Here is a 26,012-nt window from a genome sequence, read left to right on the forward strand (position 1 = left end):
ATGCGACCCGCCGGTCGGTGGCCACCGGGTGCCATGACAACATTGTCCAGCGTGAGCGCCCGTTCCTTCGATTCCGCCGCGATGCCGACCGTCACCATGATCGGCGGTGGCCAGCTTGCGCGTATGACCCATCAGGCGGCCATCGCGCTCGGTCAGCGGTTGCGCGTGCTCGCCGAGCACCCCGACGATCCCGCCGCCCAGGTCACGCCCGATGTGGTGCTGGGCAGTCATGACGATCTGACCGCGCTGCGCAAGGCCGCGGTCGGTTCGCACGCCCTGACCTTCGATCACGAGCACGTGCCGACCGCACACCTCGAGGCGCTCATCGCCGAGGGGGTGAACGTGCAGCCGCCGCCGCAGGCGCTCATCTACGCCCAGGACAAGCTGCGGATGCGCCGCAAGCTCGCCGAGCTGGGTGTGCCGATCCCCGCCTACACCGAGGTCACCTCGGTCGCGGACGCGGTGGACTTCGCCGAGCAGCACGGCTGGCCGTTCGTGCTCAAGGCGGTGCGCGGCGGTTACGACGGCCGCGGCGTCTGGATGCCCGCCGACGCCGCCGAGGCCGCCCCGATCATCGAAGACCAGTTGGCGCACGGCGTCTCGCTGATGGCCGAGACCAAGGTGGATCTGAAGCGCGAGCTGTCGGCCATGGTGGCGCGCTCCCCGTTCGGTCAGGCCGCCGCCTGGCCGGTGGTCGAGACCGTGCAGCGCAACGGCCAGTGCGCGATCGTCATCGCGCCCGCCCAGGACCTGAGCGCCGACAAGGCCACCGAGGCCGAGGCGCTGGCGCTGCGACTGGCCGCCGAACTCGGCGTCACCGGCGCGATGGCCGTGGAGCTCTTCGAAACCCACTCCGGCGACCTGCTGGTCAACGAACTCGCCATGCGCCCGCACAACTCCGGCCACTGGGGCATGGACGGCGCGTGCACCGGCCAGTTCGAACAGCACCTGCGGGCCGTCCTGGATTACCCGCTGGGCAGCACCAAGCCGCTGGCCCCCGTCACCGTCATGGCCAATATCCTGGGTGCCGCCGAAGCCCCCGAGATGTCCATGGACGAACGCCTGCACCATCTTTCGGCCCGCATCCCCGACGCCAAGGTGCACCTGTACGGCAAGGGCGAGCGTCCCGACCGCAAGATCGGGCACATCAACATCCTCGGCGACGACCCCGTCGAGACCCGCGAAAAGGCCGAGCGCGCCGCCTATTGGATGTCGCACGCCATTTGGACCGACGGATGGGATCACCACCATGACTGAAACTGCCCAGGTCGGCCTCATCATGGGCTCGGACTCCGACTGGCCCACCATGGAAGCCGCCGCGGAAGCCCTGGCCGAGTTCGGCATTCGCTTCGAGGTCGGCGTGGTCTCCGCCCACCGCACCCCGCAGCGCATGCTCGACTACGCCAAGAACGCTGCCGACCGCGGCATCAAGGTGATCATCGCGGGTGCGGGCGGCGCGGCTCACCTGCCCGGCATGGTCGCCTCCGCGACACCGCTGCCGGTCATCGGTGTCCCGGTCCCGCTGAAGTACCTCGACGGCATGGACTCCCTGCTCTCGATCGTGCAGATGCCCGCCGGTGTCCCGGTCGCCACCGTCTCCATCGGCGGCGCCCGCAACGCGGGCCTGCTCGCCGTCCGCATCCTCGCCTCCGCCGATCCCGAATTGCGTTCCCGCATGGAGCGTTTCCAGGCGAGCCTGGAGCAGATGGTGCTGGAGAAGGACGAAGCGCTGCGTAACAAGCTGCTGGGCTAGTCCCACCACTTGCCGGAGGGGCGAGGCGGTCCGGCAAGCATCGCCTCGAACTGTGCCGGGGTGACACCGGCACGGACCGAGGGGTTCTCGACCATGAACTCGATCAATGAGATCAGGCCGTTGGGGTCGAGACTCCAGACGCCGGGCGTGACCGTGATGCGCTTGTCGCTCGCGCCCGAGTAGGTGGTCGGGTCGGCTCTCCGGAAGCTGACATAGGGCTGGGGTGATCGGCCCGCGGTGGTCTTGGCCCGCAGCACCCTGATCTCCTGCCAGTCGACCGACAAGGAGTCACCACATTTCAAACGGTCGTTCGTGAGGATGAGGGGACGGCGATTCGCCAGACCGGCCACGCCCACGAATGCCGCCAGCGCGGTCATCGCAGCCCCGAAGACGGTGAAGACGATGGCATGGACTTCGAGTCCGATCATCAGGATTCCGATCCCGACGGCCAGCAGCGTCGGCACCCCGATGAGAAAACTCGGCTGCTTCAACGGCACCCGAAGCACCGCCACGCCGCCTTCGATCCGTTCGATCCGCACCGGATTGCGGCCGACGAACATCATGAGCGGGATGCACAGCGTGAACGCGCCGAACATCACGATCATCCCGGCGGGCGCGCCATCGGAATGCGCTGCGATGGACAGCAGCGTGACGCCGGCGAAGGCCGCGGTGAGCAGGACGGCGACAACGATTCCGCCCGGACCGGACGGCTTGGCGGGCGGCCAGCACAGGCTCCAGTGGAATCCGGCGGGGGTGACGTCGGTGCCGGGCACTTCTTCGTACTCGCTGCTCATCGTGGCCCGAGCGTAGCGATACCGTTGTCGGATGCCCAGTGACCAGCCCGCGCGGCCGCGCGCCGACGTGGATTCGACCGAACGCCGTCTGACCGTGGTGGATCAGGCGTTGCGGTTGTTCGCCGAAAAGGGTTACGAGGCAACGACGGTCGATGAGATCGCGGAGGCGGCGGGGATTTCGCGGCGCACCTTCTTCCGGCAGTTCCGGTCGAAGGAGGATGTGGTGTTCGCCGATCACGAGTCACAGCTGGCGCAGGCGCGGGTGTTTCTCGATGCGGTGCAGGGGGATCCGTGGGATGCCGTGTGCGAGGCCGTGGTGGAGGTGTTCGAGCGGTTCACGCAGTGGCGGGAGATCGCGGCGCGGCGCTACCAGGTGGTGCGGCAGGTGCCGACCCTGCGGGAGCGCGAGATCGTGACGGTGTTCCGGTACGAGCGGTTGTTCACCGACTTCCTGCGCGGGCGGTTGCGCGGCACCGCGGATCTGGCGCTGGTGCAGTTCACGGCGGCGGTGACCGCGACCCACAACTATCTGCTGCGGCGCATGGTGCGCGGGGAGTCGGCGGCGAGTCCGGCGGATCTGCGCGCGGCACTGGCGGCGATTCCGCGCGGGGGTCGCGAGGCCGCCGCGGCCTCGGGCGAGATGGTGGTGGCGGTGTTCCCTCGTGATCTCTCGCCCCGGCAGGTCGCCGACCTGCTAGCCAGTCGCCTGGATAGGCTGTGAGTTGTCCGAAGTGGCATAAATGACACTGCGTGCCACGGATGTGTGAGCAAGTACCTGCACGTGGCCGCGATATTGCGGCGTATAGTTGGCTGCGATTGGCACTGAGTGCCGCACAACGACCAGGAGACTCCCCATGGCGGGCAACCCCGATTTCAACTTGTTCCAGCTCGAGGACTTCCACAACGAGCTGCGCGAGGCCATCCGCGGCCTGTCCGAGAAGGAGATCGCCCCCTACGCGAAGGATGTGGACGGCAACGCCCGCTTCCCCGAGGAGGCGCTGACCGCCCTCAACGCGGCCGGCTTCAACGCCGTGCACGTGCCCGAGGCGTACGGCGGCCAGGGTGCCGACTCGGTCGCCACCTGCATCGTGATCGAGGAAGTCGCCCGCGTCTGCGGTTCGTCCTCGCTGATCCCCGCCGTCAACAAGCTCGGCACCATGGGCCTGATCCTCAACGGTTCCGAGGAGCTCAAGACCAAGGTCCTCGCCGACATCGTCGCGGGCAAGATGGCCTCCTACGCGCTGTCCGAGCGTGAGGCCGGCTCCGACGCCGCCTCCATGCGCACCCGCGCCAAGGCCGACGGCGACAGCTGGATCATCAACGGCTCCAAGTGCTGGATCACCAACGGCGGCAAGTCCGATTGGTACACCGTCATGGCCGTCACCGACGCCGAGAAGGGCGCGAACGGCATCTCCTCGTTCATGGTCCACAAGGACGACGAGGGCTTCGTGGTCGGCCCGCTGGAGCACAAGCTGGGCATCAAGGGTTCCCCGACCGCCGAGCTGTACTTCGAGAACTGCAAGGTCCCCGGCGACCGCATGGTCGGCGAGCCCGGCACCGGTTTCAAGACCGCGCTGCAGACCCTGGACCACACCCGCCCGACCATCGGCGCGCAGGCCGTCGGTATCGCGCAGGGCGCCCTGGACGCCGCGATCGCTTACACCAAGGACCGCAAGCAGTTCGGCAAGACCATCGCGTCGTTCCAGAACACCGAGTTCATGCTGGCCGATATGGCCATGAAGATCGAGGCCGCCCGCCTCATGGTCTACACCTCGGCCGCTCGCGCCGAGCGTGGCGAGAAGAACCTGGGCTTCATCTCCGCGGCCGCCAAGTGCTTCGCCTCGGATGTGGCCATGGAGGTCACCACCAACGCCGTGCAGCTCTTCGGTGGCGCGGGCTACACCACCGACTTCCCGGTGGAGCGCATGATGCGCGACGCCAAGATCACCCAGATCTACGAGGGCACCAACCAGATCCAGCGCGTCGTGATGTCGCGTCAGATCCTGCGCTGATCGATTCCCGATCCGCCGAACACAGGAGGAGGCGGCCCGAGTTCCGAACTCGGGCCGCCTCCTTCGTATTTCGGGCGGTCGCTACTGCGACGGCTGCTGCGCCGCGGCGGACAGGCTGCTGAGCAGGCTGCTCAGCAGCGAGCCGACAGTCATGTTCGCGCTGCCGGTGCCGAGGGCGGACGGGCTGCAGGTGGTGCCGGAGGGGGCGGTCTGCACGACGTTGACCGCGAGCGGGCCCTCGGCGACGCCGGCCACGCCGGACGCGGTGACGAAGAGGTTCCAGTTGCCGACGGCGCTCTGCGAGCCGGTCACCGACTGCGACGGGGTCCACTGGAAGGTCATGTCGGTGCCCTGGGTGTAGGTCACCGGGGCGGACCACCAGGTCTGGTTGGTGCTGGTGTTGGTGGCTTCCAGCACGAAGCTGGTGGCGTTGGACTGCGACACCATCTGCGCGGCATCGGCCGACGGGAAGGTGATCGAGTAGGTGGTGCTGACGCAGTAGGCCGTGGAGGACGTGATGGCCAGCTGTGCCGAGGCGGCGGGAGCCATCGCGATGGTGAGCCCGGCAACGGCGACCGCTCCGGCGATTCCGGCTCCGGAGCGAGCGAGGACCGACTTCTTCATAAGGTCAATATCTCCCAGTTGGTGAAAACCCCTGGGTCGAGGGGCTTTCGGACCCTAACGGGGCCGTGCACCGCAAATCTATGAAATTCCGGCTTTTCACAGCCGACTGACAGTTCCGGAATGTCGCCACGCACAGCGCGCCGAATTCTGTTCAGTAGCTGAAGAATTGCTCCGCTCGAGCGTTCGCCGCCGATGTGCGGCGGGGCGGTTCGCCGGGCCTTTTCTTTACGGCTTCCTCAGGTAAAGCAAGGGTTCGAGGACTGTTCGGGCAGGGATGCTGGGGGCACTATGGAGCCATGGCCGGAGTCGAAATCAACGACACCTTCGTCCGGCGCACACTGGCCGACGGACGGGTGGAAGAGGTCGCATGGACGGAACTGGCAGAGGTGCGGATCATTACGGCGGCGGACGGGCCGTTCGCCGGTGATGTGTTCTTCGTTCTGATCGGGGCGACCGGCAAGGGCTGTGTGGTGCCGTACTCGGCAGCCGACACCGCCTTCCTGGCAAAGCTGCAGTCGCTGCCCGGTTTCGACGACGCCAAGGTGAGTGCGGCCATGGAGGGCAGCGCCGACCGGCATTTCCGGGTCTGGCAGCGCCACCACGCCCCGCGGTCGAATTAGGCCATCAGGTCGGCGTATTCGGGGTGCTCGGTCACATACTTCTCGACATACCAGCAGGTGGGAATGATCGAGAAGCCTTCCGCGCGGGCATCCTTCAGCGCGAACTCGACGACCTGGGCGGCCACGCCGCGGCCCCGGAATTCGGGAAACGTGAGGGTGTGCTGGATGTCGCGGATCTTGGTGCCGCCGTCGAGGCGCTCCGCGTAGTCGGCGTAACCCGCGAGCGTGCCGTCGAGGTAGATCTCGTAGCGGGTGGCGTCGGCATTGTGTTCCAGCTTCGTGCGCATGTCGGTCACAGCACCGCCCCGGGGTTGAGTATTCCGTGTGGATCCAGCGCGTCCTTGATCCGCTGCGTGAGTGCCATCACGTCCGGCCCGAGCTGATCGGGCAGCCACGCCTTCTTCAACCGTCCGACCCCGTGTTCACCGGTGATGGTGCCGCCGAGACCGATGGCCAGGTCCATGATCTCGCCGAAGGCCAGGTGCGCGCGCTCGGCCTCGTCCGGGTCGGCCGGGTCGTGCACGATGAGCGGATGGGTGTTGCCGTCGCCCGCGTGCGCGATGACGGAGATGAGCACCCGCCGGTGCGCGGCGATGTCCGCGATGCCGGAGACCAGTTCGCCCAGTCGCGGCAGCGGGACGCCGACATCCTCGAGCAGCAGCGGCCCTTTGCGTTCCACCGCCGGGATGGCGAATCGTCTTGCCGCGCAGAAGGCTTCGCCCTCGTCCGGATCGTCGGTACGGAAAGCCTCGGTGGCCCCGGCCTTCTCGCAGGCCTCGAGCATGATGTCGGCCTCGTGCCCGGCGTGTTCGCCGGGGGCGTCGGAGCGGGCCACCAGCAGGCCCGCGGCCTCCCGGTCGAGTCCCATCCGCAGTTCGTCCTCGACGGCATTGATGGCCACCGCGTCCATGAATTCCAGCATGGAGGGCCGTAACCGGCCGGTGATGGCCAGGATCGCGTCGGTCGCGGCGCTCAGGGTCGCGAAGGTGGCGACCACCGTGGACTGCGGCGGCTGCGCGGGCAGCAGCCGCAGCGTCAGTTCGGTGATGATGCCCAGGGTGCCCTCGCTGCCGACGAACAGCTTGGTCAGCGACAGCCCCGCCGAGTCCTTGAGTCGCGGTCCGCCCAGCCGCACCGCTGTCCCGTCGGCCAGCACCACCTGCATGCCGAGCACGTAATCGGTGGTGACGCCGTACTTCACGCAGCACAGCCCGCCCGCGTTGGTGGCGGCGTTCCCGCCGATCGAGCAGATCTCGAACGAGGACGGGTCGGGCGGATACCACAGGCCCTGCGCGGCCACGGCCCGCTTCACCTCGGCATTGAGCAGTCCCGGCTGCACCACGGCGGTCCGCGTCACCGGGTCGACGCTGATCTCCCGCATCTTCTCGGTGCTCAGCAGCAACGCCCCGTTTTGCGCGGTGGCCCCGCCGGACAGTCCGGTCCCGGCCCCGCGCGGCACGATCGGCACCCGGTGTTCGTGCGCCCAGCGCACGGTCGCGGCGACCTGCTCGGTGGTCAGTGGGCGTACCAGCGCGAGTGCGGTGCCCGCGTCCGGATCCAGGGCCCGATCCTGCCGATATCCGTTCAGCACATCGGGATCGGTCACCACCATGCCGTCGGGGAGGAGACCACGCAGTCCGTCGAGATCGATGTCCACATGCCGAAGCTACGGGTTCCGGCCGCGTTTGTCCGGAACCCGTAGCTTCTGGTTCGACCGCTCAGTGGGCGACCGCGGCCTCCGGTGCGGTGGCCTTCGCGGTGGCCTTCGGGAGCGCGAGCGCCGCGGCCAGCACGACCACCAACACCGCCGCTCCACCCAGCGCCGCCATCTCCATGGCCGTCACGTACCCGCCGGTCCCGTGGTGCGCACCCAGCGCGCTGAAGAAGATCACCCCGAGAACCGTTGCGCCGATGGCGTTTCCGAACTGCTGCGAGGTGGTGAGCACGCCCGCCGCCATGCCCGCCTGCCGGGCCGGGATGCCCGAGGACAGCACCGCCCCGACGACCGAGGGAATGGTGAGCCCGTTGCCGGCGCCGACGATCATCATGCCGGGGATCAGCGCCAGCGCGGTGACGTCGCTGCCCATGCCGACCAGCACCGCGAGGGTGATGGCGAGCCCGGTCAGGCTGGTCAGCGTGCCGAGCACCATCACCCGGTTGCCGATCCGCGCGGCCACTCGGGGCGCGAGGAAGAATGAGCTGCCCGCGAAGCACAGGCCCAGCGGCGCGAAGGCCAATCCCGCGGTGAGCGGCGACAATCCGAGCCCGTTCTGCAGCATGAGGGTCAGGCACAGCATGAACCCGGCGAAGAAGGTCAGGTAGCCGCCCGCGATGACCAGTCCGAGGCTGAAGCCGCGTTCGCGCACCATGCCGGTGTCCAGAACCGGTTCGCCGCCACGGCTTTCCAGCCGGTTCTCGTAGCGCAGGGTGAGCAGCAGCACCGGGATCGAGGCGAGCATGCTGACCCAGGTCCACACCGGCCAGCCCTCGGGACGGCCCAGGGTGATGGGCACCAGCAGCAGTGCCAGCGCCGCCGAGATGCCCAGTGCGCCAATCGGATCCAGCTTGGGTCGATGGGTCTGCTCGTGCCGGGGCAGCCAGCGGGCAGCCAATGCGGCGGCGATCAGCCCGATCGGCACGTTGATGTAGAAGATGCTGCGCCAGCCCCAGCCGAACAGGTCGAGGTCGAGCAGCACGCCGCCGAGTACCTGCCCCGACACCGCGCCGAGCCCGATGGTGGCCCCGAATGCGGCCATGGCCCTGGGCCGTTCGTGCGGCGGGAACAGGGTGTTGATGAGCGCCAGCATCTGCGGCACCATCAGCGCCGCGGTGCCGCCCTGCAGCACGCGGAAGGCGACCAGCGCCCAGGCATTGGGCGCCAGCCCGCACAGCAGTGAGGCGGCGGTGAAGGCGAGCATGCCGATCACGAACAGTCGCCGGTGTCCGTGCAGGTCGCCGAGGCGGCCGCCGGTGATGAGGCCCGAGGCGTAGGCGAAGCCGTAGCCGCCGACGATCAGTTCCAGTGCCGCTTCGCCGGCGTGCAGGTCGTGCTGCAGCGAGGAGGCGGCGACATTCACGACGAACCAGTCGAACATCGCCATGAACATGGCGCTGAGGATGACGGGCAGGGCCCGCCAGCGGGCATCGAATCCGGTGGGAACCGCGGGGGCGGTCCGGCTTTCGAGGATGGTCACGTCGTTCTCCCGAACGTGCAAGGGGGATGGGGGAGCGGCGCGTCGTTGCGCCGGAAGCACAGGGTTTGTAACTAACCGGTTGGTTACAGATATTCCACCCACGCCACCCGCTTGTCAACCAGATAGTTGGTTACCATCGAAGGCATGGCAGGCACCAGGGATCCCGAGGCGACCAAGGCGCGCATCTTCGAGGCCGCGACCGCGGAATTCGCCCGATACGGGATCGCGGGCGCGCGCGTCGACCGCATCGCCGGGAACGCCAAGGCCAACAAGCAGCTCATCTACGCCTACTTCGGCGACAAGGAGAAGCTGTTCCGCCAAGTGCTGGAGAAGACCATGCTGGCCGTGGCGGCCTCGGTGACCACCGATATCGAGGACCTCGACACCTGGATCGACCAGCACATCGACTACCACCGCGAGCATCCGGAACTGCTGCGCCTGCTGCAGTGGGAGGCCCTGGAACTGGGCCGCGAGAACGCCTCGGCGGGTGAATTGCGTTGCGGCCGTTACCTGGAAAAGCGTCAGAAGGTCGAGGTGGCCCAGGGCAAGGGCCTGATGCGGGCGGATATGCCGCCCGGTCAGGTGCTGATGCTGCTGATGTCGATGATCAACTATCCGCTCGCGGTCCCGCAGGTCGCCGAGTTCACCCTCGGCCCCGATATCGATCCGGAGGCGCAGCGCGCCTGGATCAAGGACGCCATCCGCCGCATCGTCGCACCGAATACCGCTGCGGATACCGGGGCGTAACCGACCGTTCGCGGCGCAGTACACTGCCGCCGTGTCCGATGCCAAGCTAGAAATCCAGATGCTGCACGACCGTGTCATGGTCAAGCTGAGCCCCGAGGCGGGCGAACGGCGCAGCAGCGGTGGCATTCTCATTCCGGCGACCGCCCAGGTGGCCAAGCGCCTGTCGTGGGGCGAGGTGTGCGGCGTGGGCTCCCACGTCCGCGCGGTAGGTGTCGGTGATCAGGTGCTCTTCAGCGCCGACGACCAGTTCGAGGTGGAGATCCAGGCGCAGGCGTACTACGTGCTGCGCGAACGCGATCTGCACGCCGTCGCCAACACCCACCCCGAGCATGGCACCGGCCTGTACCTGTAGAGCTCGAAACAACAACGGCCCGCATCCCTTTCGGGTGCGGGCCGTTGCCGTGCGGATCAGGCGTTCTTCAGGATGCCGCCGTCGATGACGTAGTCCGAGCCGTTGATGATGGCGGCCCGCTCGGACGCCAGGAAGGTCACCAGCGCCGCGATCTCCGCGGGCTCGGCAATGCGCCCGGCCGCGATATTGAACTGCCCCGGGATGGCGGCCAGGAAGTCCTCGTGCGAAACACCGTTCGCGGCGGCGAGTTTCGCGCCGAGCTGGTTGGGTCCGCGCCAGATATCGGTGCCGACCGGCCCGGGAGATACGGTGTTGACGCGCACGCCCTGCGGCCCGAACTCCTCGCTGAGCCGCTTGCCGAAGTTGGTGAGCGCCGCCTTGGCCTCGCTGTAGCCCACCGGCCCGGCCGCGGGGATCCGCGCGTTGATCGAGGACACCGTGATGATCGCGCCCCGTCGCTCGACAATGCTGGGCAGTGCCGCGCGAACCGCGGTCACCACGCCGAACAGGTTGAGGTCGAACAGCTTTCGCCACTGATCCTCGGGAGTGTCGAGGAAGCCGCCCAGCGTCAGCTTGTCGGCGTCGCCACCGCCGACATTGTTGACCAGGATGTCGATCCCGCCGAGTTCGGTCAGTGCGGCCTCGACCGCGGCGACCGCGCCCTCGGTGGTGCTGAGGTCGGCGGAAACGGTTCCCGCCGCGACCTTTTCGAGCTCGGGAGAGATATTGCGGGCGACCCCGAAAACGCGTACGCCCTCGGCGGCCAGCTCGTCGGCGACGGCCAGCCCGATGCCCCGGCTCGCGCCGGTGACGAGCGCGGTCTTGCCGTTCAGTCCGAGATCCATGATCCAAACCTTTCTTGAACTACAGGTCAAAAATTGGGGTAGAAGAAAGGGCCGCAGACCGCGGCCCGAGATTCAGAGGGTGGACAGTGCGGTGTCGATGATCCGATACAGGGTTTCGGCTTCCGACACCTTGGCGGTGATGCGAAGTCCGCCAATGGTATTCATCAGAAATTCGGAGTAGGCCCGAGCGTCGAGGTCGGTGCGGACATCGCCGTCGCGCCGCCCCTGCTCGAGCCGTTCGGTGAACGCTTCGATCATGTACTCGTAGCCGTCGCTTACTGTCTTGGTGGCTGCCGCGTCGTGTCCGGCGAGCTCCAGGGCGGTGTTCACGAGCAGGCACCCGCGTCGAACCGGAGGCTCGAATTCGGTGTCCACCGTGAACCGCATCCAGGCTCGAAACCGCTCCCGGGTCGACCCCGGCTGGTTCAGCACCTCCCGCGCGAGCTCCGCTCCCATGCGGTTGTACCGGGCCATGGCCAGGTCGAACAGCTCCCGCTTACTGCCGAAGGTGTTGTACAGGCTGCCTTTTCCGATCCCGGTGGCCTCCGCGAGCTGCGCCGGAGAGCAGCCCGCGTAACCATGGGTCCAGAACGCCTCCATCGCGCGATCCACCACGGTGTCCGCCTCGAAGTTGCGTGGCCTGCCCATGAAAGCAAAGTACCCCGTTCTTGACCCTCAGGTCAAGAACGGGGTACTTCGGTGAATCCCTTACAGCGCCTTGAGTTCCTCGGTGACAGCGCCGACGGACTTCTTGGCGTCGCCGAACAGCATGGAGGTGGTGTCGGCGTAGAACAGCGGGTTGTCGATGCCGGCGAAGCCGGAGTTCATCGAGCGCTTGAGCACGATGACCGACTTGGCCTGGTCGACGTTGAGGACCGGCATGCCGTAGATCGGGGACGAAGCGTCCTCGCGGGCGGCCGGGTTGGTGACATCGTTCGCGCCGATGACCAGAGCCACGTCGGTGCGGGCGAATTCGCCGTTGATGTCGTCCATTTCCTTCATGGCGTCATAGGACACCTCGGCCTCGGCCAGCAGCACGTTCATGTGGCCGGGCATGCGACCGGCGACGGGGTGGATGGCGTACTTGACCTCGACGCCCTTGGCCTCGAGCAGGGCCGCCATTTCCTTGACCGCGTGCTGGGCCTGGGCGACGGCCATGCCGTAGCCGGGGACCACGATGACCTGGTTGGCGTAGGCCATCTGGATGGCGGCGTCCGCGGCGGAGGTGGCCTTGGCCTGCTTCTGCTCGCCGCTGCCGGATCCGCTGGGAGCCGCTCCGCCACCACCGAATCCGCCCGCGACGATCGCGGGGATGGACCGGTTCATGGCCTTGGCCATGAGGTTGGTGAGGATGGTGCCGGACGCGCCGACGATCATGCCCGCCACGATCATGGCGGTGTTGTCGAGCGCCAAACCGGCTGCGGCGGCCGACAATCCGGTGAGGGCGTTGAGCAGCGAGATGACGACGGGCATGTCCGCGCCGCCGATCGGCAGCACGACCATGAGGCCGAGGATGCCCGCGAGCACCAGCAGCGCGATCATCCAGTACTGCGGCACACCGGTGTCGGTCGCGCCGATGCCGATCACGACCGCGGCCGCGATGGCACCCGCGAGCAGCAGCAGGTTCAGCGGCTGCTGCAGCTTGCCGACGCTGATCGGGCGGCCCGAGAGCAGCTCCTGCAGCTTGGCGAAGGCGATGATCGAGCCCCAGAAGGAGATCGAGCCGATGATCGCCGCGAACAGCGAGCCGATCACGATGTGCACCGACGGCGACTCGTGAACGTTGGAGAAGCCCTTGGTGTCAAGGAATTCGGCCCACGCGATGAGGGCGACCGTGCCACCGCCGACGCCGTTGAACGCGGCGACCAGCTGCGGCATGGCGGTCATCTTGGTGAACCGCGCGGGCGGCACACCCAGGCCGATACCGACGACCAGGCCCGCGACGATGATGATCCAGTTATTGGTGTCGCGGATGGAGATGAGCGTCGCGATGACCGCGATGACCATGCCGACCGCGGCGATCAGGTTGCCGCGCACCGCGGTCTTGGGCCCGGTCAGGCCCATCAGACCGTAGATGAACAGTGCGAACGCGACGATGTAGAGAATATTGACGAGATTGTCCATGGCTTACTTGCTCGCCTTCTCGCTCGCAGCAGGCTTCTTGGCCTTGAACATGCCCAGCATGCGGTCGGTCACCACGAAACCACCGATGACGTTCAGGGTTCCGAACACGACGGCGACGAACAGGATGATCTGCATCAGCACCGACGGGTGCTGGATCTTGCCGAACACCACCAGCGCGCCGAGCACCACGATGCCGTGAATGGCGTTGGTGCCCGACATCAGTGGCGTGTGCAGGGTGTTGGGGACCTTGGAGATGACGGCGAAGCCGACGAACCCGGACAGCACCAGGATCGCGATATTCGCCAGCAGTTGGGTGTACATCAGGCTTCCACCTCACGCGTGACGCAGGAATCCGCCAGCACCTGATCACTGAAATCGGGTGCCAGAGCACCGTCTTTCAACATGAGTTCGAGCAGTGCGGCGACGTTCTTGGAGTACAGCTCGCTGGCGTGCTCCGGCATGGTGGCCGGCAGGTTCAGCGGCGAGGCGATGGTGACGCCATGGCGCACAACGGTTTTCCCGGGTTCGGTCAACTCGCAGTTACCGCCGGTCTCACCGGCCATATCCACGATCACGCTGCCGGGCTTCATGCCCTCGACAGCGGCGGCGGTGACCAGGCGCGGGGCCGGACGGCCGGGCACCAGGGCGGTGGTGATGACCACGTCGAAGCCCTTGATGGCGTTCTCCAGCGCGGTCTGCTGCTGGGCCCGCTCGTCGTCGGAAAGCTCACGGGCGTAGCCGCCTTCACCGGCGGCGTCGATGCCGAGGTCGAGCCACTGTGCGCCGACGGAACGCACCTGGTCGGCGACCTCCGGGCGGACGTCGTAACCGGTGGTGCGGCCACCGAGCCGCTTGGCGGTGGCCAGCGACTGCAGACCCGCGACACCGACACCGAGGACCAGCACGGTGGCGGGCTTCACGGTTCCGGCGGCGGTGGTGAGCATGGGGAAGAATCGGGTGGATTCGGAGGCGGCGAGCAGCACGGCCTTGTAGCCGGCGACGTTCGCCTGCGACGACAGCGCGTCCATCACCTGGGCGCGCGAGATACGCGGAATCGCTTCCACCGCAAAGGCTTGCACGCCCGCGGCCTTCAGAGCGCCGATCTTGGTGTCGGCGTTGCGGGGCGCGAGGAACCCGATCAGTGTCTGACCGGAGTGCAGCTTGGCGATCTCGGCGTCATTCGGGGGAGCGACCTTGACGACCACATCGGCGGCGTACGGATCTCCCAGCGTGGCACCGGCTTCGGTGTACGCCTCGTCGGGAATCAATGCGCCCAGACCGGCACCGGCCTCGACGATCACTTCCACGCCCTGCTTCAGCAGGGCCGGAATGATCTTCGGCACCAATGCGACGCGTCGTTCGTCCGGGTTCGTCTCCCGAACCACTCCGACACGCGCACCGCGGGGCGCAGCGGTCTGTGCGCTCTGCGTTGTGTCCACTTGTCAAACTTCCTTCTCGTGGTGAGCCCAGGCCACCCTGTCGGTATGGGCCGATTCACCGGTCCAACGGTGGGCCGAACTTACTCTGCAGTAAGTTCGTGAGAATTCTCGCAACTGTACCTGGTTCGCGGTGAGCGTAGCGGAGATGCCCATCACATGGTGTGGCGAGAAAACCGGACAACTCCATGCTCGGCCGGGGTGCCGTAGTGGACAAGTACCAACAATCGGGGGTAGCTACACACCGTTAGGTATGTGTCCTGCTGGGCGCGCCTCGGGGTCGGGTAGGGGGTGTCGCAGATCACTTGTACGCCGTAATGTCTGCACGGTGAGTGGCTGCATTTTCTGCCGGATCGTCGCGGGCGACGCACCCGCGACCAAGATCTACGAGGACGACGCCCTGCTGGCGTTCCTCGATATCCGGCCCATCACCCGCGGGCACACCCTCGTCATTCCCAAACGGCATGCCACCGACCTGGACGAACTCGATCCGGCCATGGGCGCGCAGCTGTTCTCCTTCGGGCATCGCCTGGCCAAATCCATGCGCCGCGCCGGACTCGCCGCCGACGGCGCGAACCTGCTGATCAACGACGGCAAGGCCGCCTTCCAAACCGTCCATCACGTGCACCTGCACGTGATCCCGCGCCACCACGGCGACATCCTGCGCTTCGCCAAGGGATTCGTGCTGCGCCGCCCGCACGACACCGACCGCACCGCCGCAGCCCTGCGATCCGGTCTGGACCGGCTCGCCGACGAAGAAAGGGAGACCACCGCATGACCGACACGGTGCCCGACCGCGCCGAGATCACGGCCCTGTTGTCCGATCAATGGGACGCGATTACCCGGCTGGTGGACGGCCTGGACGAAAACGCCTGGCGCACCGCCTCGCCGCTGCCGGGCTGGACGGTGTTCGACGTGGTCGCCCATGTGATCGGCACCGAATCGATGCTGCTGGGCGAGCCGACCCCCGATATCGAGGTGTCCGGCGAGCACATTCGCAACGAGATCGGCGCGCTCAACGAGAAGTGGATCGCGGCTCTGCGGCCACTGACGGGTTCTCAACTGCTGGAACGGTTCCTGGAGGTGACCGGCCGCCGGTTGAAGGCCCTGGAACAGACCACCCCGGAGGCGTGGGCGGCGAAGGTCCCGACCCCGGTCGGCATGGCCCCGTACGGCCGGTTCATGCGCATCCGCGTCTTCGACTGCTGGATGCACGAGCACGATATCGCCGATGCGCTGGGCGTTTCCGTCGATGAGGGCGGCACCCGTGGCACGCGGTCCTTCGAGGAACTGCTGCCCGCGCTGGGCCGTGCCGCGGTCAAGGGTGCGGGTGCGCCCGACGGCGCGCGGCTCACGCTCGATGTCACCGGTCCGGTGTCGCAGCGACTCGACATCGCGGTCGAGGGCGGCCGGGCCAGCCTGGTCGAAACCCTCGATGCCCCGGCCACCGTCGTGGTCAGCCTCGACTCCGGCCTGTTCGCACGCCTGCGCGGTGGCCGCACGACGGCCGACGCGCACGCGGATCGGTTCACCGTCACCGGTGACACGGACCTCGGCAACCGCCTGGTCCGCAGCCTGGCCTTCACGATCTGATTCCGTGCGACTGTTCCTGTCCAGCTACCGCTTCGGCTCACACCAGCAGCGGCTCCTCGAGCTGGTCGGCACGCCCGGCCGGGTGGCCGTCATCGCGAATGCCTGCGATGCCTGGCCCTCGGCCTGGCAGGGCGCGGTCACCAGCGATCTGGTTCCGCTGCGCCGCACCGGCTTCCAGCCCGATGTCCTCGACCTGCGCGACTACATCGACCGCCCGGCCGAGGTCGAGCAGCGGCTGCGCGAGTATCCGATGGTGTGGGTGCGCGGTGGCAACACCTTCGTGCTGCGCGCCCAATTCGCCCGCAGCGGAGCCGATCTCGCCCTGACCAAGCTCCTCGCCGAGGATGCCCTGGTCTACGCGGGCTACAGCGCCGGAGCCTGCGTCCTGACCCCGGACCTGCACGGCATCGAATCCATGGACGACCCGGACGAGGTCCGCACCGCCTGCGGCGTCGAACCCCGCTGGGACGGACTGGGTCTCGTCGACCGCCGCATCGTCCCGCACCTGGACTCACCCACCGACCCGACGGGTCACGCCCGGAAACTGGTGCGCGAGTACGTCGCCGCGGGTATCCCGCACTGGGCGCTGACTGACGACCACGTCGTGGTGGTGGACGGCGACCGCACCGAGGTTCTGACATAAAAAGGGCCTGCGCACGGTGTGCGCAGGCCCTTTCAGTCTCGAGGGGTTACTTCCCCTTGTGGCGGATTCCGTGGCCGAGAGCCACTGCCGCCGCGCCGAACGCGCCGATAGCCAGGGTCGCGAAGCTCGCGACGTAGGCACCTTCGGTCGGTACCGCGTGGGTGCCGAGCTTCAGCACGTGTGCGGTGAGGATCGACCCGGTGATCGCGCCGGCGATCGAGCCGCCCGCGGTTCGCACCAGCGAGTTGATGCCCGAGGCGATGCCGCTCTCGCTCATCGGCACGTGCTGCACCGCCAGCGAGCCGAGGGCCGCGTAGCCGATGCCGAAGCCGGTGCCCTGCAGCACATTCGCCATGATCATGTCGTAGCCGTGGTCGTGCGAGATGGCCAGCCATCCCATGGACAGTCCGGCGAACACCGCGCCGATGGCCAGCGTGTAGGCGGGCCCGATCTTGGCGGAGATGCGCCCGGTGTTGAAGGAGAAGAACGTCATCAGCGCCGCGCTCGGAATGCCGTAGAGGCCGACCGAGAGCACGGTGCCGGACAGGCCGTAGCCGACCTTGTCCGCGGGCGTCTGAATGAAGTTGGACACCAGCGAGAACGCGCCGAACATGGAGAAGCCGAGCAGCGCCGAGGCCACATTCGCCGACAGCGACTGCGGACCGACCAGCAACTGCAGCCGCACCAGCGGCTGTTCCACCTTGGTCTCCACGAAGACCCAGATGGCCGCGACGACGGCGGCCGCGACGAACAGTCCGATGGTCGAACCGGAGCCCCAGCCCCAGCGCGGGCCTTCGCTGATGCCGAGCAGCAGGCAGACCAGCGTGGCGGCCAGCAGGGCCGCGCCCACGTAATCGGGCTTGCCGCCGTGGCGGACACCATTGTTCTGCGCGCTCACCTGGATCAGCACGGTGGCGATCACACCGAGACCGGCGGTCAGCCAGAAGACCGGGTGCGGATTCGTGGTGTGGTCGGCGATGATGCCGGTGGCCAGCAGGCCGACGGTACCGCCGACGCCCATGGTGCCGGAGACGACGCCGATGGCCCGGACCAGCTGTTCGCGCGGGAACGTATCGCGGATGATGCCGATGGCCAGCGGGATCATGGCCGACGAGATGCCTTGCAGCGCACGGCCGATGATGTAGACCGGCAGCGTGGTGGCGAAGGCGCAGACCACCGAGCCGACGATGAGCACGCCCATGGTGACCATGACCATGGGCTTCTTGCCGTACATATCGCCGAAGCGCGAAAGCAACGGCGTGGCAACGGCTCCCGAGAGCAGTGCGGCGGTGAACAGCCAGGTGACGCCGGCGACGTCGGTGTGCAGCTGCGTGATGAAGCGGGGCAGCAGCGGAATCACGACGGTCTGCTGCAGCGATACGACGAGCCCGGCCGCGCACAGCGCGAGCAGGGTCAGCCCCAAATGGGTCTTCGAATGATCGTCGGGCTTGGTCCCGTCGACCTGACCGACAGCGGTCGTAGTCATGGCGGCGATCCTTTGGTTTACTTACCAAAATTAAGTAAATGGGTTTCGTAAGATAACCACATGCCGCGATCGGAAGCCACAACCGCCAGTGAAGTTGACTCAGGTCACATCGTGGAACTGGAGCGCGCCCTGGCCCGCGTCGCCTATCTGTTGACCCGGGTCCGCCGCCATGACCAGGCCATGGTCAAGTGCGGGCTGACGATGGATCGGGCCAGCGTGCCGCTGCTGCGCCTGCTCGCCGACGCCGATGAGCCGATGCGATTGGGGGAGTTGGCGACTCGCCTCGACGTGGAGGCTCCGCACGTGACGCGGCAGATCCAGCGGCTCGAGAAGGCCGGTTATATCGAGCGGGTCGCCGACCCCGACGATGGCCGCGCCCAGCTGGCCCGCCCCACCGCGGCCGGTCGCAGTGCGATGGACGCGATCCGCGGGGTGATGCGTGGCTGGATGCAAGATGCCCTGGCCGACTGGAGCACCGAGGAGCTGAAGGCCCTCGCCGTCCTCAACCACCGCATGGTCGACGACTTCCTCGACCACGCCGAGGTCATCGGCGACTACGGCGCGACGGCCCGCGAAAGGCCGACACACACGGCCTGACCCCTATCGGTCGACGCCCACCGGAGTCACCGCGACCGCCCGAGCGCCCCACGCGCACAACAGCATTGCCAGCAGCGGCACGGCCATCGCCGCGGTGAGCGGCATCAGCTTGTCCAGCCAGCCGATGATCGCCGGACCGGCCAGTAGCCCCACATAGCCGAGCCCGAAGACCCGCGACATATCGGTGGCCGCCGTCGCCGACCCCAGATTGCCGGCGGCCGTGAACACCTGCGGCACGGCCCCGGACAGCCCGATCCCGCACAGCGTCCACCCGAGCAATGTCAACGGCAGCCACCCCGAAGCCACCACGAGCCCGAACCCCATGGCCGCCACCAGCGTTCCCCATCGCACGATCGCCACCCGCCCGAACCGCCCGCTCACCCGATCGGCCCCGAACCGCCCGAGCGTCATGGTCAGCGAGAACCCCGCGAACGCCAGCGCCGCGGTCCCAGCATCCACCCCTAGTCGCCCTTTCACCTGCAGCGCACTCCAATCCGCCGCGACCCCCTCCGCCATCAGCACCGCGAACGCGATCAGCCCCAGCGCCACCACCTTCCGTCCGATACCCGCGACCGTTTCGGTTGCCGCCGGCCGACTGGGCTGGTCGCCGGTCGCCGGGGTCGCGGTATGGGGGAGCAGGCGTGGGATGGCGGTGGCCACCGTGGCGACGCCGATCGCGCTCGCGAGGGCGAAGGTGAGGTGGATCGGCCAGTGGGCGTGCTGGGTGGCGGCGCCGTAGGCGGAGCCGAGGAAACCGCCGCAGGAGAAGCAGCCGTGGAAGGCGGACATGATGGGGCGGGGGTAGGCGCGTTCCACGTGGACGGCCTGGGCGTTCATGGAGACGTCGAGCGCGCCGTTGCCGAAACCGAAGGCGCACAGGGCGAGTCCGAGGGTGAGCGGGGTGGTGGCGAAGGCGGGGCCGAGTAGGGCCAGTGACAGCACGGTCGCGGCGGCCGCGGTGAGGGTGCGGCTGCCGAAGCGGTCGGCGAGTGGTCCGGCGGCCTGCATGCCGAGGATGGCGCAGCCCGCCATGAACAGGATCAGCATGCCGAGGGTGGTGGGTGCGACGCCGGCGCGGGCGGTGACGGCGGGGATGTGCACGATCCAGACGGCCGAGAGCATCCCGTTGAGACCGAACACCGCGAACAGCGCCAGGCGCGCCTTCCGGATCGGGGGAGCGGGCGTCGTAGCGGCCATCGGTACGACGCTACCGGGTGCACCCGGCAGCTCCCCGTCATTCACCCTTTCGCGGCATCGTCGACGCTCCGGGTGTTGATCCGAATCTTGTGCGGTACAACCTGTTTGATACCCATTCTAGGCGTGGGCACCGACAGGTCAGGCGTCCGCGGGGACCGACCACACACCCGATTTCGCCACGTCGCGGGCGTATTCGGCGAAGTCGCGCGGCTCGCGTCCCAGCGCCCGGCGCACCCCGTCGGCGGTCGCGGAATTGCGCCCGTCGAGGACCGTGCCGAACAGGTAGTCGAGCAGGCTGATCTCATCGCCCGGCACCCCGTAGGAGGTCAGCGCGGCCACGAAATCGGTTCGGGTGAGCGGAATGTAGGCGATCTCGCGACCGGTCTCGGTCGCGATCTCGGCGACCGCCTCGGCGAAGGACAGCGCGCGCGGCCCGGTCAGTTCGTAGACCTCGCCCACGTGCCGCTCGTCGAGCAGCGCGGCCACCGCGACCTCGGCGATATCGTCGGCGTGCACGAACGGTTCCGGTACGTCTCCGGCGGGCAGCGCGACCTCCCCGGCGACAATGGAATCGGCGAACGCGCCCTCGCTGAAGTTCTGTGCGAACCAGGAGCACCGCACCACGGTCCAGCGCAGTCCCGAATCCCGCACGATGGCTTCGCATTCCAGTGCCTCGGGCTCCCCGCGACCGGACAGCAACACGACGGTGTGCACCCCCGCGGCCACCGCCGCATCGCAGAAAGCCTTGATGTCGGCCGGTGCACCGGGTACCGCCAGATCCGGTTGATAGGACAGGTATACGGCGTTCACGCCGGCCAGTGCGGCCGCCCAGGTGCCGCGGTCGGTCCAGTCGAACGGGACCGCGGCCGAGCGCGAACCGGCGCGCACCCGCGTCCCGGCGGCGGTCAGCAGGTCGAGAACCCGGCGTCCGGTTTTTCCGGTCGCGCCGAGCACGAGAACGGTGTTTTCGCTGTTGGGAGTGTGTTCGATGATCATGTATCGAGTACACCGGGATTCGGCGAGCGCGAACATGGTTGAGAAGCGCGCACGCATTTGCCATCGTCTTCAGTTATGGATGCGTTGGCCAGCCTGCTCGAAGGACCACGCGCACGGGCGGCATTCGTGATGCGCTCGTCGTTCGACCCGCCCTGGTCCCTGCGCATCCGCGACGAAGCGCCGCTGACCGTGGTGGCGGTGGTGCGCGGCGGCGGCTGGGTGCTGCCGGAACCCAAGGGCGGCAAGCCGGTTGCCCCGCGACAACTCCGCACCGGGGATATCGCGATCTTCCGCGGCCCCGACCACTACACGATGGCCGACGACCCGGCGACCGCGCCGCAGGTGCTCATCGAACCCGGCAATATCACCACCACCATGGACGGTGAAGTGCTGTGCGAGGCACTGAGTCTGGGCGTGCGCAGCTGGGGTACCAGCGCCGACGCCCAGACGGTGCTGGTCACCGGCACCTACGAGCACGAGTCGGCGGCCAGTCGCCGGCTGCTGCGCGCGCTGCCCCCGGTCGCGGTGCTGAGCCGTGGCGAAATCGATTCGCGGGTGCTGGATCTGCTGGTGGACGAGTCCGCCAAGGAGCTGCCCGCGCAGGGGGCCATGCTGGACCGACTATTGGACCTGCTGCTGATCGCCGCCCTGCGCGCCTGGTTCTCCCGCGCCGACGCCCCCGCCTGGTATCACGCCTACGGTGACCCGCTGGTCGGCAAGGCGCTGCGCCTGATGCAGCACAATCCGGCCCAGCCGTGGACGGTCGCCTCGCTGGCCGCCGAGGTCGGCGTGTCCCGGGCCGCGCTGGCGCGGCGGTTCACCGAACTGGTCGGCGAACCGCCCATGTCCTTCCTGACCGATTGGCGGCTGGCCCTGGCCGCCGACCTGCTGCACGAATCCGACGCCACCCTGGAGTCCATTGCCCGCCGGGTCGGCTACGGCAGCGCCTTCGCCCTGTCCACCGCCTTCAAACGCCACTACGGCATCAGCCCCCGGGACCATCGCGCCACCCCTGACGAACGCTCCGCCTGACCGGAAGAGCACTCACAGGCGGAGCGGCTAATGTTCGCTGGGTGACGCAGGACTCTGGATACCCCGTGCTCTGGCCGGTGCCGACGCGCTGGGCGGATAACGACCACTACGGTCACGTCAACAACGTGACGTACTACTCGTACTTCGATACGGCCGTGAACGCGTGGCTGATTCACGCCAGCGGCACCGATATCCGGGATCTGCCCGCCATCGGCATCGTCGCCGAGACCTCCTGCAAGTTCCTGGACTCGCTGAGCTTCCCGGACCAGCTGCAGGTCGGCATCCGCATCGAGCGGCTGGGCAATTCGAGCATCAGCTACGAACTGGCCATCTTCCGCGATACCGGCCACAGCCTGGAGCTGGCCGCGACCGGCACCTTCGTGCACGTCTACGTGGACGAGGTGACGCGCAAGCCGGTGCCGATCCCGGCGGAGATCCGCCGGGCCGCCGAATCGCTGCTGACCACCGCGTCCGCGGAGAACTAGACCCGACCGAGCAGGGTGAGCGGATCCTCCAGCAGCGCGGCCACACTGGCCAGGAACCGCGCGCCCTGCTCGCCGTCGATCATGCGGTGATCGAAGCTCAGCCCGAGGCTGGTCACCCAGCGCACCGCGAGTTCGTCGCGGTGCACCCACGGCCGTTTGCGGATCGAACCCAGGCACAGGATGGCCGCCTCGCCCGGATTCACCAGTGGCACACCGCTGTCCACGCCGAACACGCCCACATTGGTGAGGGTGAAGGTGCCCCCGGTGAGGTCGGCGGGCGTGGAGGTCCCGGCGCGCGCCCCGGCCGCCACCCCGGCGATCTCCAGGCACAGGTCGCGCAGCGTGAACCCCTGCGCCTCCTTGAGATTCGGCACCAGTAGCCCGCGTTCGGTCGCGACGGCGAAGCCGAGATTCACGTAGTGCTTGGTGATGATCTCCTGATTCGCCTCGTCCCAGCAGGAGTTGATCGCCGGGAACTCGGTCAGCGCCGCCAGTACCGCCCGCGCGACCAGCGCCAGCGGTGTGAGGGTCAGCCCGGTGAAGCTGGGGGTGGCCCGCAGATGCTCGATCAATTCCATCGAAGCGGTGAAGTCCGCCGTCACGAACGTGCTGGCCTGCGGAATGTGCTGGGCGCTGGCCACCATGGCCGCCGCCGTCCGCTTGCGGATCCCCGCGACGGGCGTGCGGGTCTCGCGCTCGATCGGGGCGGCCCGATGCCCGCCGGCGTGCATGGGCGGCACGGCGGGCGCGGGATGCGGTGCGGGCAGCGGCGCCAGGGCCATGGCCGGTGGCGCGGTGTGGATCGGAATATGGCCGGAGGCAAGCGATTCCGGTCGCATCCCGTGCAGGTCCTCCACGGTGACCGCGCCCTGCGGACCGGTGCCGATCACCGCACCCAGGTCGATTCCGATCTCCCGCGCCAGTTTTCGCGCGGCCGGGGTCGCGGCGGGGCGGCCCGCGGGCGCGGAGCTGCCGAGCCCCTCCGCACCGTCGGAACCCATGGCGCGACTGCCGGAATTGCCCGATGCGTCAGTGGTTTTCGTGGCTGCCGCGCGAGCCCGCCGGGACACCGGTTCACGGTCGGGGCCATAGCCCACCAGCACGGCCTGCCGCTCCGGGCTGTCCGCCCCCGCCGGGGCGGTGGTGCCCACCCGGATCAGGGGAGCACCCACCGGCACCGTATCGCCCGGCTGCGCCAGCAGTTCCAGCACCATGCCCGCGTACGGACTCGGCAATGCCACCTGTGCCTTGGCGGTCTCGACCTCGGCGATGACCTGATTCAAGGCCACCGTGTCACCGACCGCGACCGCCCACGACACCAATTCCGCATCCGCCAATCCCTCACCGAGATCGGGCAAACGGAATTCCTGAACCTGCTGCTGATCTTCCACCGGGCTTCCTCCGTGTAACGGTCAAGCGGCGAGCGTGCGATCGACCGCGGCGAGAATGCGATCGGGGTCGGGCAGGTGATGCCGTTCGAGCTTAGCGGGGGGATAGGGGATGTCGAAGCCACCGACGCGCAATACCGGCGATTCCAATTGGTAGAAGCAGCGTTCGGTGATGCGGGCCGCGATTTCCGCTCCCAGCCCGGCGAATACGGGCGCCTCGTGCACGACGATGAGCCGGCCGGTTTTCCGCACCGAGGTTTCGATGGTGTCGAAATCGATGGGCGAGAGGCTGCGCAGATCGATCACCTCGATCGAATGCCCTTCCGACGCCGCGATATCGGCGGCGGTGAGCGCTGTCGCCACGGTGCCGCCGTAGGCGACGATGGTGGCGTCCTCGCCGCTGGCGCACACCCGGGCCTGGTCCAGCGCCGGAACGCCGTCCCGGTCGAGGCGATCGAAGTCCACCTCGGTCTTGTCCCAGTACCGCCGTTTCGGTTCGAAGAAGATGACCGGATCGTCGAGCGCGATGGCCTGGCGGATCATCAGATACGCGTCGGCCGGATTGCTCGGCGCGACCACCCGCAGTCCGGCGGTATGGGCGAAATATGCCTCCGGGGATTCCGAGTGATGTTCCACCGAGCCGATGCCGCCGCCGAAGGGAATGCGAATGGTGATGGGCGCGACCACTTTTCCGCCGGTGCGGAAATGGATTTTCGCGACTTGCGAGACAATCTGGTCGAAGGCCGGATACACGAATCCGTCGAACTGGATTTCAATCACCGGCCGCAGTCCCCGCAACGCCATACCGAAAGCCGTTCCGACGATTCCGGATTCGGCCAGCGGAGTATCGATCACGCGGTTGTTGCCGAAATCCTTCTGCAGCGTGTCGGTGACCCGGAAGACGCCGCCCAGGCGGCCGATGTCCTCGCCCATGAGCACGACCTTGGGATCGTCCTCGAGCGCCCGGCGCAATCCGTGATTGATGGCTCCCGCGAAGGTGGTCTTCATCGTCCCACTCCCTCCAGATAGGCGGTGTACGCGCGGCGTTCCTCCTCGATCAGGCGGTGCGGTGTGGCGTAGACGTGTTCGAACAGGTCGCCGGGTTCGGGATCCGGCATGGTGAGGGTGGCGGTGCGCAAGCGGGCGGCCACCGCGTCGGCGCGGACCTCGACCTCGGTCTCGAAGTCGCTGTCGGACAGCTGTTCTCGTTCCAGCAGCCGTCGCATCCGATCGATCGGGTCACGCTGCCGCCAGAGCTCGAGTTCGGCGTCGGTGCGGTACCGGGTCGGGTCGTCGGCGGTGGTGTGCGGACCCATGCGGTAGGTGATGGCCTCGATGAAGCTGGGTCCCGCGCCCGACCGGGCGTGCTGCAACGCCTGCCGGGTCACCGCCAGCACGGCGAGTGCGTCATTGCCGTCCACCTGGACGCCGGGAATGCCGTAGCCGAGGGCGCGCCGCGCGATCGGGGTGGCGGACTGCACCCGCACCGGCGCGCTGATGGCCCAGTGATTGTTCTGGCAGAAGAACACCACGGGGGCCGACCAGCTCGCCGCGAAGCCGAGCGCCTCGGCGATATCGCCCTGACTGGTCGCGCCGTCGCCGAAGTAGGCGATGGTGGCGATCTCCGAACCTTCCAGATGCGCGGCGTAGGCGTACCCGGTGGCGTGTAAACCCTGCGCGCCGACCACGATCGCCGGATTGGTCATCTTCACCGCGTCGGCGTCCCAGCAGGAATGCGCGACACCGCGCCAGAGGCGGGTCATGTCCTCGGGTGCGACCCCGCGGCAGAGTGCGACACCCGCTTCGCGGTAGCTGCAGAACGCGTAGTCGTCGGGATTCAGGGCGTGGGCCGAGCCGATCTGCGCGGCCTCCTGGCCCAGCAGCGGCGGCCACAATCCGAGTTGGCCCTGCCGTTGCAGGGCGGTGGCCTCGGTATCGATGCGCCGGGCCACGACCATGTCGGAGTACATGGCACGCAGTTGAGCCGCGCCGATATCGGCGACCAGCGGGGCGTGGACGGGATCGAATACGCGTCGGCCGTCGGGCTGTACGAGCTGCACCGGATAGGTGTTCTTCTCGGGCATGGATATCGCC

At 67.9% G+C, this 26,012-nt stretch carries 29 protein-coding genes; 13 read left to right on the forward strand and 16 right to left on the reverse strand.

What is annotated here, in order from left to right:
- Positions 1–33 precede the first annotated feature (33 nt).
- Positions 34–1,257, forward strand: coding sequence for a 5-(carboxyamino)imidazole ribonucleotide synthase (locus ACFXHA_RS41950; protein ID WP_379366421.1), 1,224 nt, complete (start codon positions 34–36; stop codon positions 1,255–1,257).
- Positions 1,250–1,753: a 5-(carboxyamino)imidazole ribonucleotide mutase gene (purE, locus tag ACFXHA_RS41955; protein ID WP_379366423.1), complete on the forward strand. Its 504-nt coding sequence runs from the start codon at positions 1,250–1,252 to the stop codon at positions 1,751–1,753. Before ACFXHA_RS41950 ends, purE begins: the two co-directional genes overlap by 8 nt.
- Here the strand turns inward: purE and ACFXHA_RS41960 are convergent.
- Positions 1,750–2,547 (reverse strand): hypothetical protein, encoded by a 798-nt coding sequence (locus ACFXHA_RS41960; protein ID WP_379366425.1) that lies wholly within the window; start codon positions 2,545–2,547, stop codon positions 1,750–1,752. The genes purE and ACFXHA_RS41960 overlap by 4 nt on opposite strands.
- A 31-nt stretch (positions 2,548–2,578) precedes the next feature.
- On the opposite strand from ACFXHA_RS41960, the gene ACFXHA_RS41965 reads away from it, so the two are divergent.
- Both ACFXHA_RS41965 and ACFXHA_RS41970 read left to right on the forward strand, forming a co-directional pair.
- Positions 2,579–3,268, forward strand: coding sequence for a TetR family transcriptional regulator (locus ACFXHA_RS41965; RefSeq protein ID WP_379366426.1), 690 nt, complete (start codon positions 2,579–2,581; stop codon positions 3,266–3,268).
- A 133-nt stretch (positions 3,269–3,401) separates the two neighbouring features.
- Complete coding sequence (locus tag ACFXHA_RS41970) at positions 3,402–4,559, forward strand: acyl-CoA dehydrogenase family protein (protein WP_379366427.1); 1,158 nt, start codon at positions 3,402–3,404, stop codon at positions 4,557–4,559.
- Between the two features lie 81 nt (positions 4,560–4,640).
- On the opposite strand, the gene ACFXHA_RS41975 is transcribed toward ACFXHA_RS41970, so the two are convergent.
- Positions 4,641–5,183 (reverse strand): hypothetical protein, encoded by a 543-nt coding sequence (locus ACFXHA_RS41975; RefSeq protein WP_379366428.1) that lies wholly within the window; start codon positions 5,181–5,183, stop codon positions 4,641–4,643.
- A gap of 296 nt (positions 5,184–5,479) precedes the next feature.
- On the opposite strand from ACFXHA_RS41975, the gene ACFXHA_RS41980 reads away from it, so the two are divergent.
- On the forward strand, positions 5,480–5,803 hold the full coding sequence (locus ACFXHA_RS41980; RefSeq protein ID WP_379366430.1) for a hypothetical protein: 324 nt from the start codon (positions 5,480–5,482) through the stop codon (positions 5,801–5,803).
- Here the strand turns inward: ACFXHA_RS41980 and ACFXHA_RS41985 are convergent.
- The 3 genes from ACFXHA_RS41985 to ACFXHA_RS41995 all read right to left on the reverse strand — a co-directional run bounded on the left by ACFXHA_RS41985 (position 5,800) and on the right by ACFXHA_RS41995 (position 8,997).
- A complete protein-coding gene (locus ACFXHA_RS41985; RefSeq protein WP_379366432.1) occupies positions 5,800–6,090 on the reverse strand; it encodes a GNAT family N-acetyltransferase in 291 nt (96 codons plus the stop codon). The two genes, ACFXHA_RS41980 and ACFXHA_RS41985, sit on opposite strands and share 4 nt — an antisense overlap.
- Positions 6,091–6,095: 5 nt before the next feature.
- Positions 6,096–7,415, reverse strand: a complete 1,320-nt coding sequence (locus ACFXHA_RS41990) for an FAD-binding oxidoreductase (protein WP_379366594.1) — start codon at positions 7,413–7,415, stop codon at positions 6,096–6,098.
- Between the two features lie 106 nt (positions 7,416–7,521).
- Entirely contained in the window at positions 7,522–8,997 is a 1,476-nt protein-coding gene (locus tag ACFXHA_RS41995) for an MFS transporter (RefSeq protein WP_379366434.1), read from the reverse strand.
- A gap of 144 nt (positions 8,998–9,141) precedes the next feature.
- Here ACFXHA_RS41995 and ACFXHA_RS42000 point away from each other — a divergent pair, with 144 nt between their 5' ends.
- Together ACFXHA_RS42000 and ACFXHA_RS42005 are read left to right on the forward strand one after the other, a co-directional pair.
- Positions 9,142–9,744 (forward strand): TetR family transcriptional regulator, encoded by a 603-nt coding sequence (locus ACFXHA_RS42000; RefSeq protein WP_379366436.1) that lies wholly within the window; start codon positions 9,142–9,144, stop codon positions 9,742–9,744.
- 31 nt (positions 9,745–9,775) lie between these two features.
- Positions 9,776–10,096: a co-chaperone GroES gene (locus tag ACFXHA_RS42005; protein ID WP_357097676.1), complete on the forward strand. Its 321-nt coding sequence runs from the start codon at positions 9,776–9,778 to the stop codon at positions 10,094–10,096.
- Between the two features lie 56 nt (positions 10,097–10,152).
- Here the strand turns inward: ACFXHA_RS42005 and ACFXHA_RS42010 are convergent, their stop codons facing one another.
- From ACFXHA_RS42010 to ACFXHA_RS42030, 5 genes are all read right to left on the reverse strand, one after another.
- A complete protein-coding gene (locus tag ACFXHA_RS42010) occupies positions 10,153–10,941 on the reverse strand; it encodes an SDR family oxidoreductase (protein ID WP_379366438.1) in 789 nt (262 codons plus the stop codon).
- A gap of 72 nt (positions 10,942–11,013) precedes the next feature.
- Positions 11,014–11,589 carry a TetR/AcrR family transcriptional regulator gene (locus ACFXHA_RS42015; protein ID WP_379366439.1) on the reverse strand — a complete coding sequence of 192 codons (576 nt, stop codon included), beginning with the start codon at positions 11,587–11,589 and terminating at the stop codon, positions 11,014–11,016.
- 60 nt (positions 11,590–11,649) lie between these two features.
- The gene (locus ACFXHA_RS42020) at positions 11,650–13,065 is read right to left on the reverse strand and encodes an NAD(P)(+) transhydrogenase (Re/Si-specific) subunit beta (RefSeq protein ID WP_379366441.1); all 1,416 of its coding nucleotides are present in this window, start codon (positions 13,063–13,065) and stop codon (positions 11,650–11,652) included.
- Positions 13,066–13,068: 3 nt separating this feature from the next.
- A complete protein-coding gene (locus tag ACFXHA_RS42025) occupies positions 13,069–13,386 on the reverse strand; it encodes an NAD(P) transhydrogenase subunit alpha (RefSeq protein WP_379366442.1) in 318 nt (105 codons plus the stop codon).
- Positions 13,386–14,504, reverse strand: a complete 1,119-nt coding sequence (locus tag ACFXHA_RS42030) for a Re/Si-specific NAD(P)(+) transhydrogenase subunit alpha (RefSeq protein WP_379366444.1) — start codon at positions 14,502–14,504, stop codon at positions 13,386–13,388. Before ACFXHA_RS42030 ends, ACFXHA_RS42025 begins: the two co-directional genes overlap by 1 nt.
- Positions 14,505–14,829: 325 nt before the next feature.
- On the opposite strand from ACFXHA_RS42030, the gene ACFXHA_RS42035 reads away from it, so the two are divergent.
- From ACFXHA_RS42035 to ACFXHA_RS42045, 3 genes are read left to right on the forward strand one after another with little or no spacing between them, the layout of a single operon-like run.
- Entirely contained in the window at positions 14,830–15,279 is a 450-nt protein-coding gene (locus tag ACFXHA_RS42035; RefSeq protein WP_379366446.1) for an HIT family protein, read from the forward strand.
- The gene (locus tag ACFXHA_RS42040) at positions 15,276–16,094 is read left to right on the forward strand and encodes a maleylpyruvate isomerase family mycothiol-dependent enzyme (RefSeq protein ID WP_379366447.1); all 819 of its coding nucleotides are present in this window, start codon (positions 15,276–15,278) and stop codon (positions 16,092–16,094) included. Before ACFXHA_RS42035 ends, ACFXHA_RS42040 begins: the two co-directional genes overlap by 4 nt.
- Positions 16,095–16,098: 4 nt before the next feature.
- Positions 16,099–16,737, forward strand: a complete 639-nt coding sequence (locus ACFXHA_RS42045; RefSeq protein WP_379366449.1) for a Type 1 glutamine amidotransferase-like domain-containing protein — start codon at positions 16,099–16,101, stop codon at positions 16,735–16,737.
- A gap of 46 nt (positions 16,738–16,783) precedes the next feature.
- Here the strand turns inward: ACFXHA_RS42045 and ACFXHA_RS42050 are convergent, their stop codons facing one another.
- The gene (locus tag ACFXHA_RS42050) at positions 16,784–18,223 is read right to left on the reverse strand and encodes an MFS transporter (RefSeq protein WP_379366450.1); all 1,440 of its coding nucleotides are present in this window, start codon (positions 18,221–18,223) and stop codon (positions 16,784–16,786) included.
- 111 nt (positions 18,224–18,334) lie between these two features.
- Here ACFXHA_RS42050 and ACFXHA_RS42055 point away from each other — a divergent pair, with 111 nt between their 5' ends.
- Positions 18,335–18,820 (forward strand): MarR family winged helix-turn-helix transcriptional regulator, encoded by a 486-nt coding sequence (locus tag ACFXHA_RS42055; RefSeq protein ID WP_379366452.1) that lies wholly within the window; start codon positions 18,335–18,337, stop codon positions 18,818–18,820.
- A gap of 3 nt (positions 18,821–18,823) precedes the next feature.
- Here ACFXHA_RS42055 and ACFXHA_RS42060 read toward each other — a convergent pair whose 3' ends face one another.
- Positions 18,824–20,017 (reverse strand): MFS transporter, encoded by a 1,194-nt coding sequence (locus ACFXHA_RS42060; protein WP_379366454.1) that lies wholly within the window; start codon positions 20,015–20,017, stop codon positions 18,824–18,826.
- A 138-nt stretch (positions 20,018–20,155) separates the two neighbouring features.
- Positions 20,156–21,013: an NAD(P)H-binding protein gene (locus tag ACFXHA_RS42065; protein WP_379366456.1), complete on the reverse strand. Its 858-nt coding sequence runs from the start codon at positions 21,011–21,013 to the stop codon at positions 20,156–20,158.
- A gap of 75 nt (positions 21,014–21,088) precedes the next feature.
- Here ACFXHA_RS42065 and ACFXHA_RS42070 point away from each other — a divergent pair, with 75 nt between their 5' ends.
- Both ACFXHA_RS42070 and ACFXHA_RS42075 read left to right on the forward strand, forming a co-directional pair.
- A complete protein-coding gene (locus ACFXHA_RS42070; protein WP_379366458.1) occupies positions 21,089–22,045 on the forward strand; it encodes a cupin domain-containing protein in 957 nt (318 codons plus the stop codon).
- Between the two features lie 41 nt (positions 22,046–22,086).
- Complete coding sequence (locus ACFXHA_RS42075; protein ID WP_379366460.1) at positions 22,087–22,530, forward strand: acyl-CoA thioesterase; 444 nt, start codon at positions 22,087–22,089, stop codon at positions 22,528–22,530.
- Here ACFXHA_RS42075 and ACFXHA_RS42080 read toward each other — a convergent pair.
- From ACFXHA_RS42080 to pdhA, 3 genes are read right to left on the reverse strand one after another with little or no spacing between them, the layout of a single operon-like run.
- On the reverse strand, positions 22,527–23,921 hold the full coding sequence (locus tag ACFXHA_RS42080; RefSeq protein ID WP_379366462.1) for a dihydrolipoamide acetyltransferase family protein: 1,395 nt from the start codon (positions 23,919–23,921) through the stop codon (positions 22,527–22,529). The genes ACFXHA_RS42075 and ACFXHA_RS42080 overlap by 4 nt on opposite strands.
- A 21-nt stretch (positions 23,922–23,942) precedes the next feature.
- The gene (locus ACFXHA_RS42085) at positions 23,943–24,926 is read right to left on the reverse strand and encodes an alpha-ketoacid dehydrogenase subunit beta (RefSeq protein ID WP_379366464.1); all 984 of its coding nucleotides are present in this window, start codon (positions 24,924–24,926) and stop codon (positions 23,943–23,945) included.
- Positions 24,923–26,002 (reverse strand): pyruvate dehydrogenase (acetyl-transferring) E1 component subunit alpha, encoded by a 1,080-nt coding sequence (pdhA, locus tag ACFXHA_RS42090; protein ID WP_379366466.1) that lies wholly within the window; start codon positions 26,000–26,002, stop codon positions 24,923–24,925. Before pdhA ends, ACFXHA_RS42085 begins: the two co-directional genes overlap by 4 nt.
- Positions 26,003–26,012: the final 10 nt, after the last annotated feature.

Origin of the sequence: Nocardia sp. NPDC059240, assembly GCF_042753865.1 — a bacterium.
In the GTDB taxonomy this organism is placed as follows: Bacteria; Actinomycetota; Actinomycetes; order Mycobacteriales; family Mycobacteriaceae; genus Nocardia.

What these genes read in the sequence shown, in the direction of transcription:
- ACFXHA_RS41970 (WP_379366427.1), top strand. Translation starts at nt 3,402, where the DNA reads ATGGCGGGCAACCCCGATTTCAACTTGTTCCAGCTCGAGGACTTCCAC.
- ACFXHA_RS42020 (WP_379366441.1), bottom strand. Translation starts at nt 13,065, where the DNA reads ATGGACAATCTCGTCAATATTCTCTACATCGTCGCGTTCGCACTGTTC.
- ACFXHA_RS42065 (WP_379366456.1), bottom strand. Translation starts at nt 21,013, where the DNA reads ATGATCATCGAACACACTCCCAACAGCGAAAACACCGTTCTCGTGCTC.
- ACFXHA_RS42050 (WP_379366450.1), bottom strand. Translation starts at nt 18,223, where the DNA reads ATGACTACGACCGCTGTCGGTCAGGTCGACGGGACCAAGCCCGACGAT.
- ACFXHA_RS42040 (WP_379366447.1), top strand. Translation starts at nt 15,276, where the DNA reads ATGACCGACACGGTGCCCGACCGCGCCGAGATCACGGCCCTGTTGTCC.
- ACFXHA_RS41950 (WP_379366421.1), top strand. Translation starts at nt 34, where the DNA reads ATGACAACATTGTCCAGCGTGAGCGCCCGTTCCTTCGATTCCGCCGCG.
- ACFXHA_RS41980 (WP_379366430.1), top strand. Translation starts at nt 5,480, where the DNA reads ATGGCCGGAGTCGAAATCAACGACACCTTCGTCCGGCGCACACTGGCC.
- pdhA (WP_379366466.1), bottom strand. Translation starts at nt 26,002, where the DNA reads ATGCCCGAGAAGAACACCTATCCGGTGCAGCTCGTACAGCCCGACGGC.
- ACFXHA_RS42015 (WP_379366439.1), bottom strand. Translation starts at nt 11,589, where the DNA reads ATGGGCAGGCCACGCAACTTCGAGGCGGACACCGTGGTGGATCGCGCG.
- ACFXHA_RS42025 (WP_379366442.1), bottom strand. Translation starts at nt 13,386, where the DNA reads ATGTACACCCAACTGCTGGCGAATATCGCGATCCTGGTGCTGTCCGGG.
- ACFXHA_RS41965 (WP_379366426.1), top strand. Translation starts at nt 2,579, where the DNA reads ATGCCCAGTGACCAGCCCGCGCGGCCGCGCGCCGACGTGGATTCGACC.
- ACFXHA_RS42000 (WP_379366436.1), top strand. Translation starts at nt 9,142, where the DNA reads ATGGCAGGCACCAGGGATCCCGAGGCGACCAAGGCGCGCATCTTCGAG.
- ACFXHA_RS42060 (WP_379366454.1), bottom strand. Translation starts at nt 20,017, where the DNA reads ATGGCCGCTACGACGCCCGCTCCCCCGATCCGGAAGGCGCGCCTGGCG.
- ACFXHA_RS42085 (WP_379366464.1), bottom strand. Translation starts at nt 24,926, where the DNA reads ATGAAGACCACCTTCGCGGGAGCCATCAATCACGGATTGCGCCGGGCG.
- purE (WP_379366423.1), top strand. Translation starts at nt 1,250, where the DNA reads ATGACTGAAACTGCCCAGGTCGGCCTCATCATGGGCTCGGACTCCGAC.
- ACFXHA_RS41985 (WP_379366432.1), bottom strand. Translation starts at nt 6,090, where the DNA reads ATGCGCACGAAGCTGGAACACAATGCCGACGCCACCCGCTACGAGATC.
- ACFXHA_RS42070 (WP_379366458.1), top strand. Translation starts at nt 21,089, where the DNA reads ATGGATGCGTTGGCCAGCCTGCTCGAAGGACCACGCGCACGGGCGGCA.
- ACFXHA_RS41975 (WP_379366428.1), bottom strand. Translation starts at nt 5,183, where the DNA reads ATGAAGAAGTCGGTCCTCGCTCGCTCCGGAGCCGGAATCGCCGGAGCG.
- ACFXHA_RS42010 (WP_379366438.1), bottom strand. Translation starts at nt 10,941, where the DNA reads ATGGATCTCGGACTGAACGGCAAGACCGCGCTCGTCACCGGCGCGAGC.
- ACFXHA_RS41990 (WP_379366594.1), bottom strand. Translation starts at nt 7,415, where the DNA reads ATGGTGGTGACCGATCCCGATGTGCTGAACGGATATCGGCAGGATCGG.
- ACFXHA_RS41960 (WP_379366425.1), bottom strand. Translation starts at nt 2,547, where the DNA reads ATGAGCAGCGAGTACGAAGAAGTGCCCGGCACCGACGTCACCCCCGCC.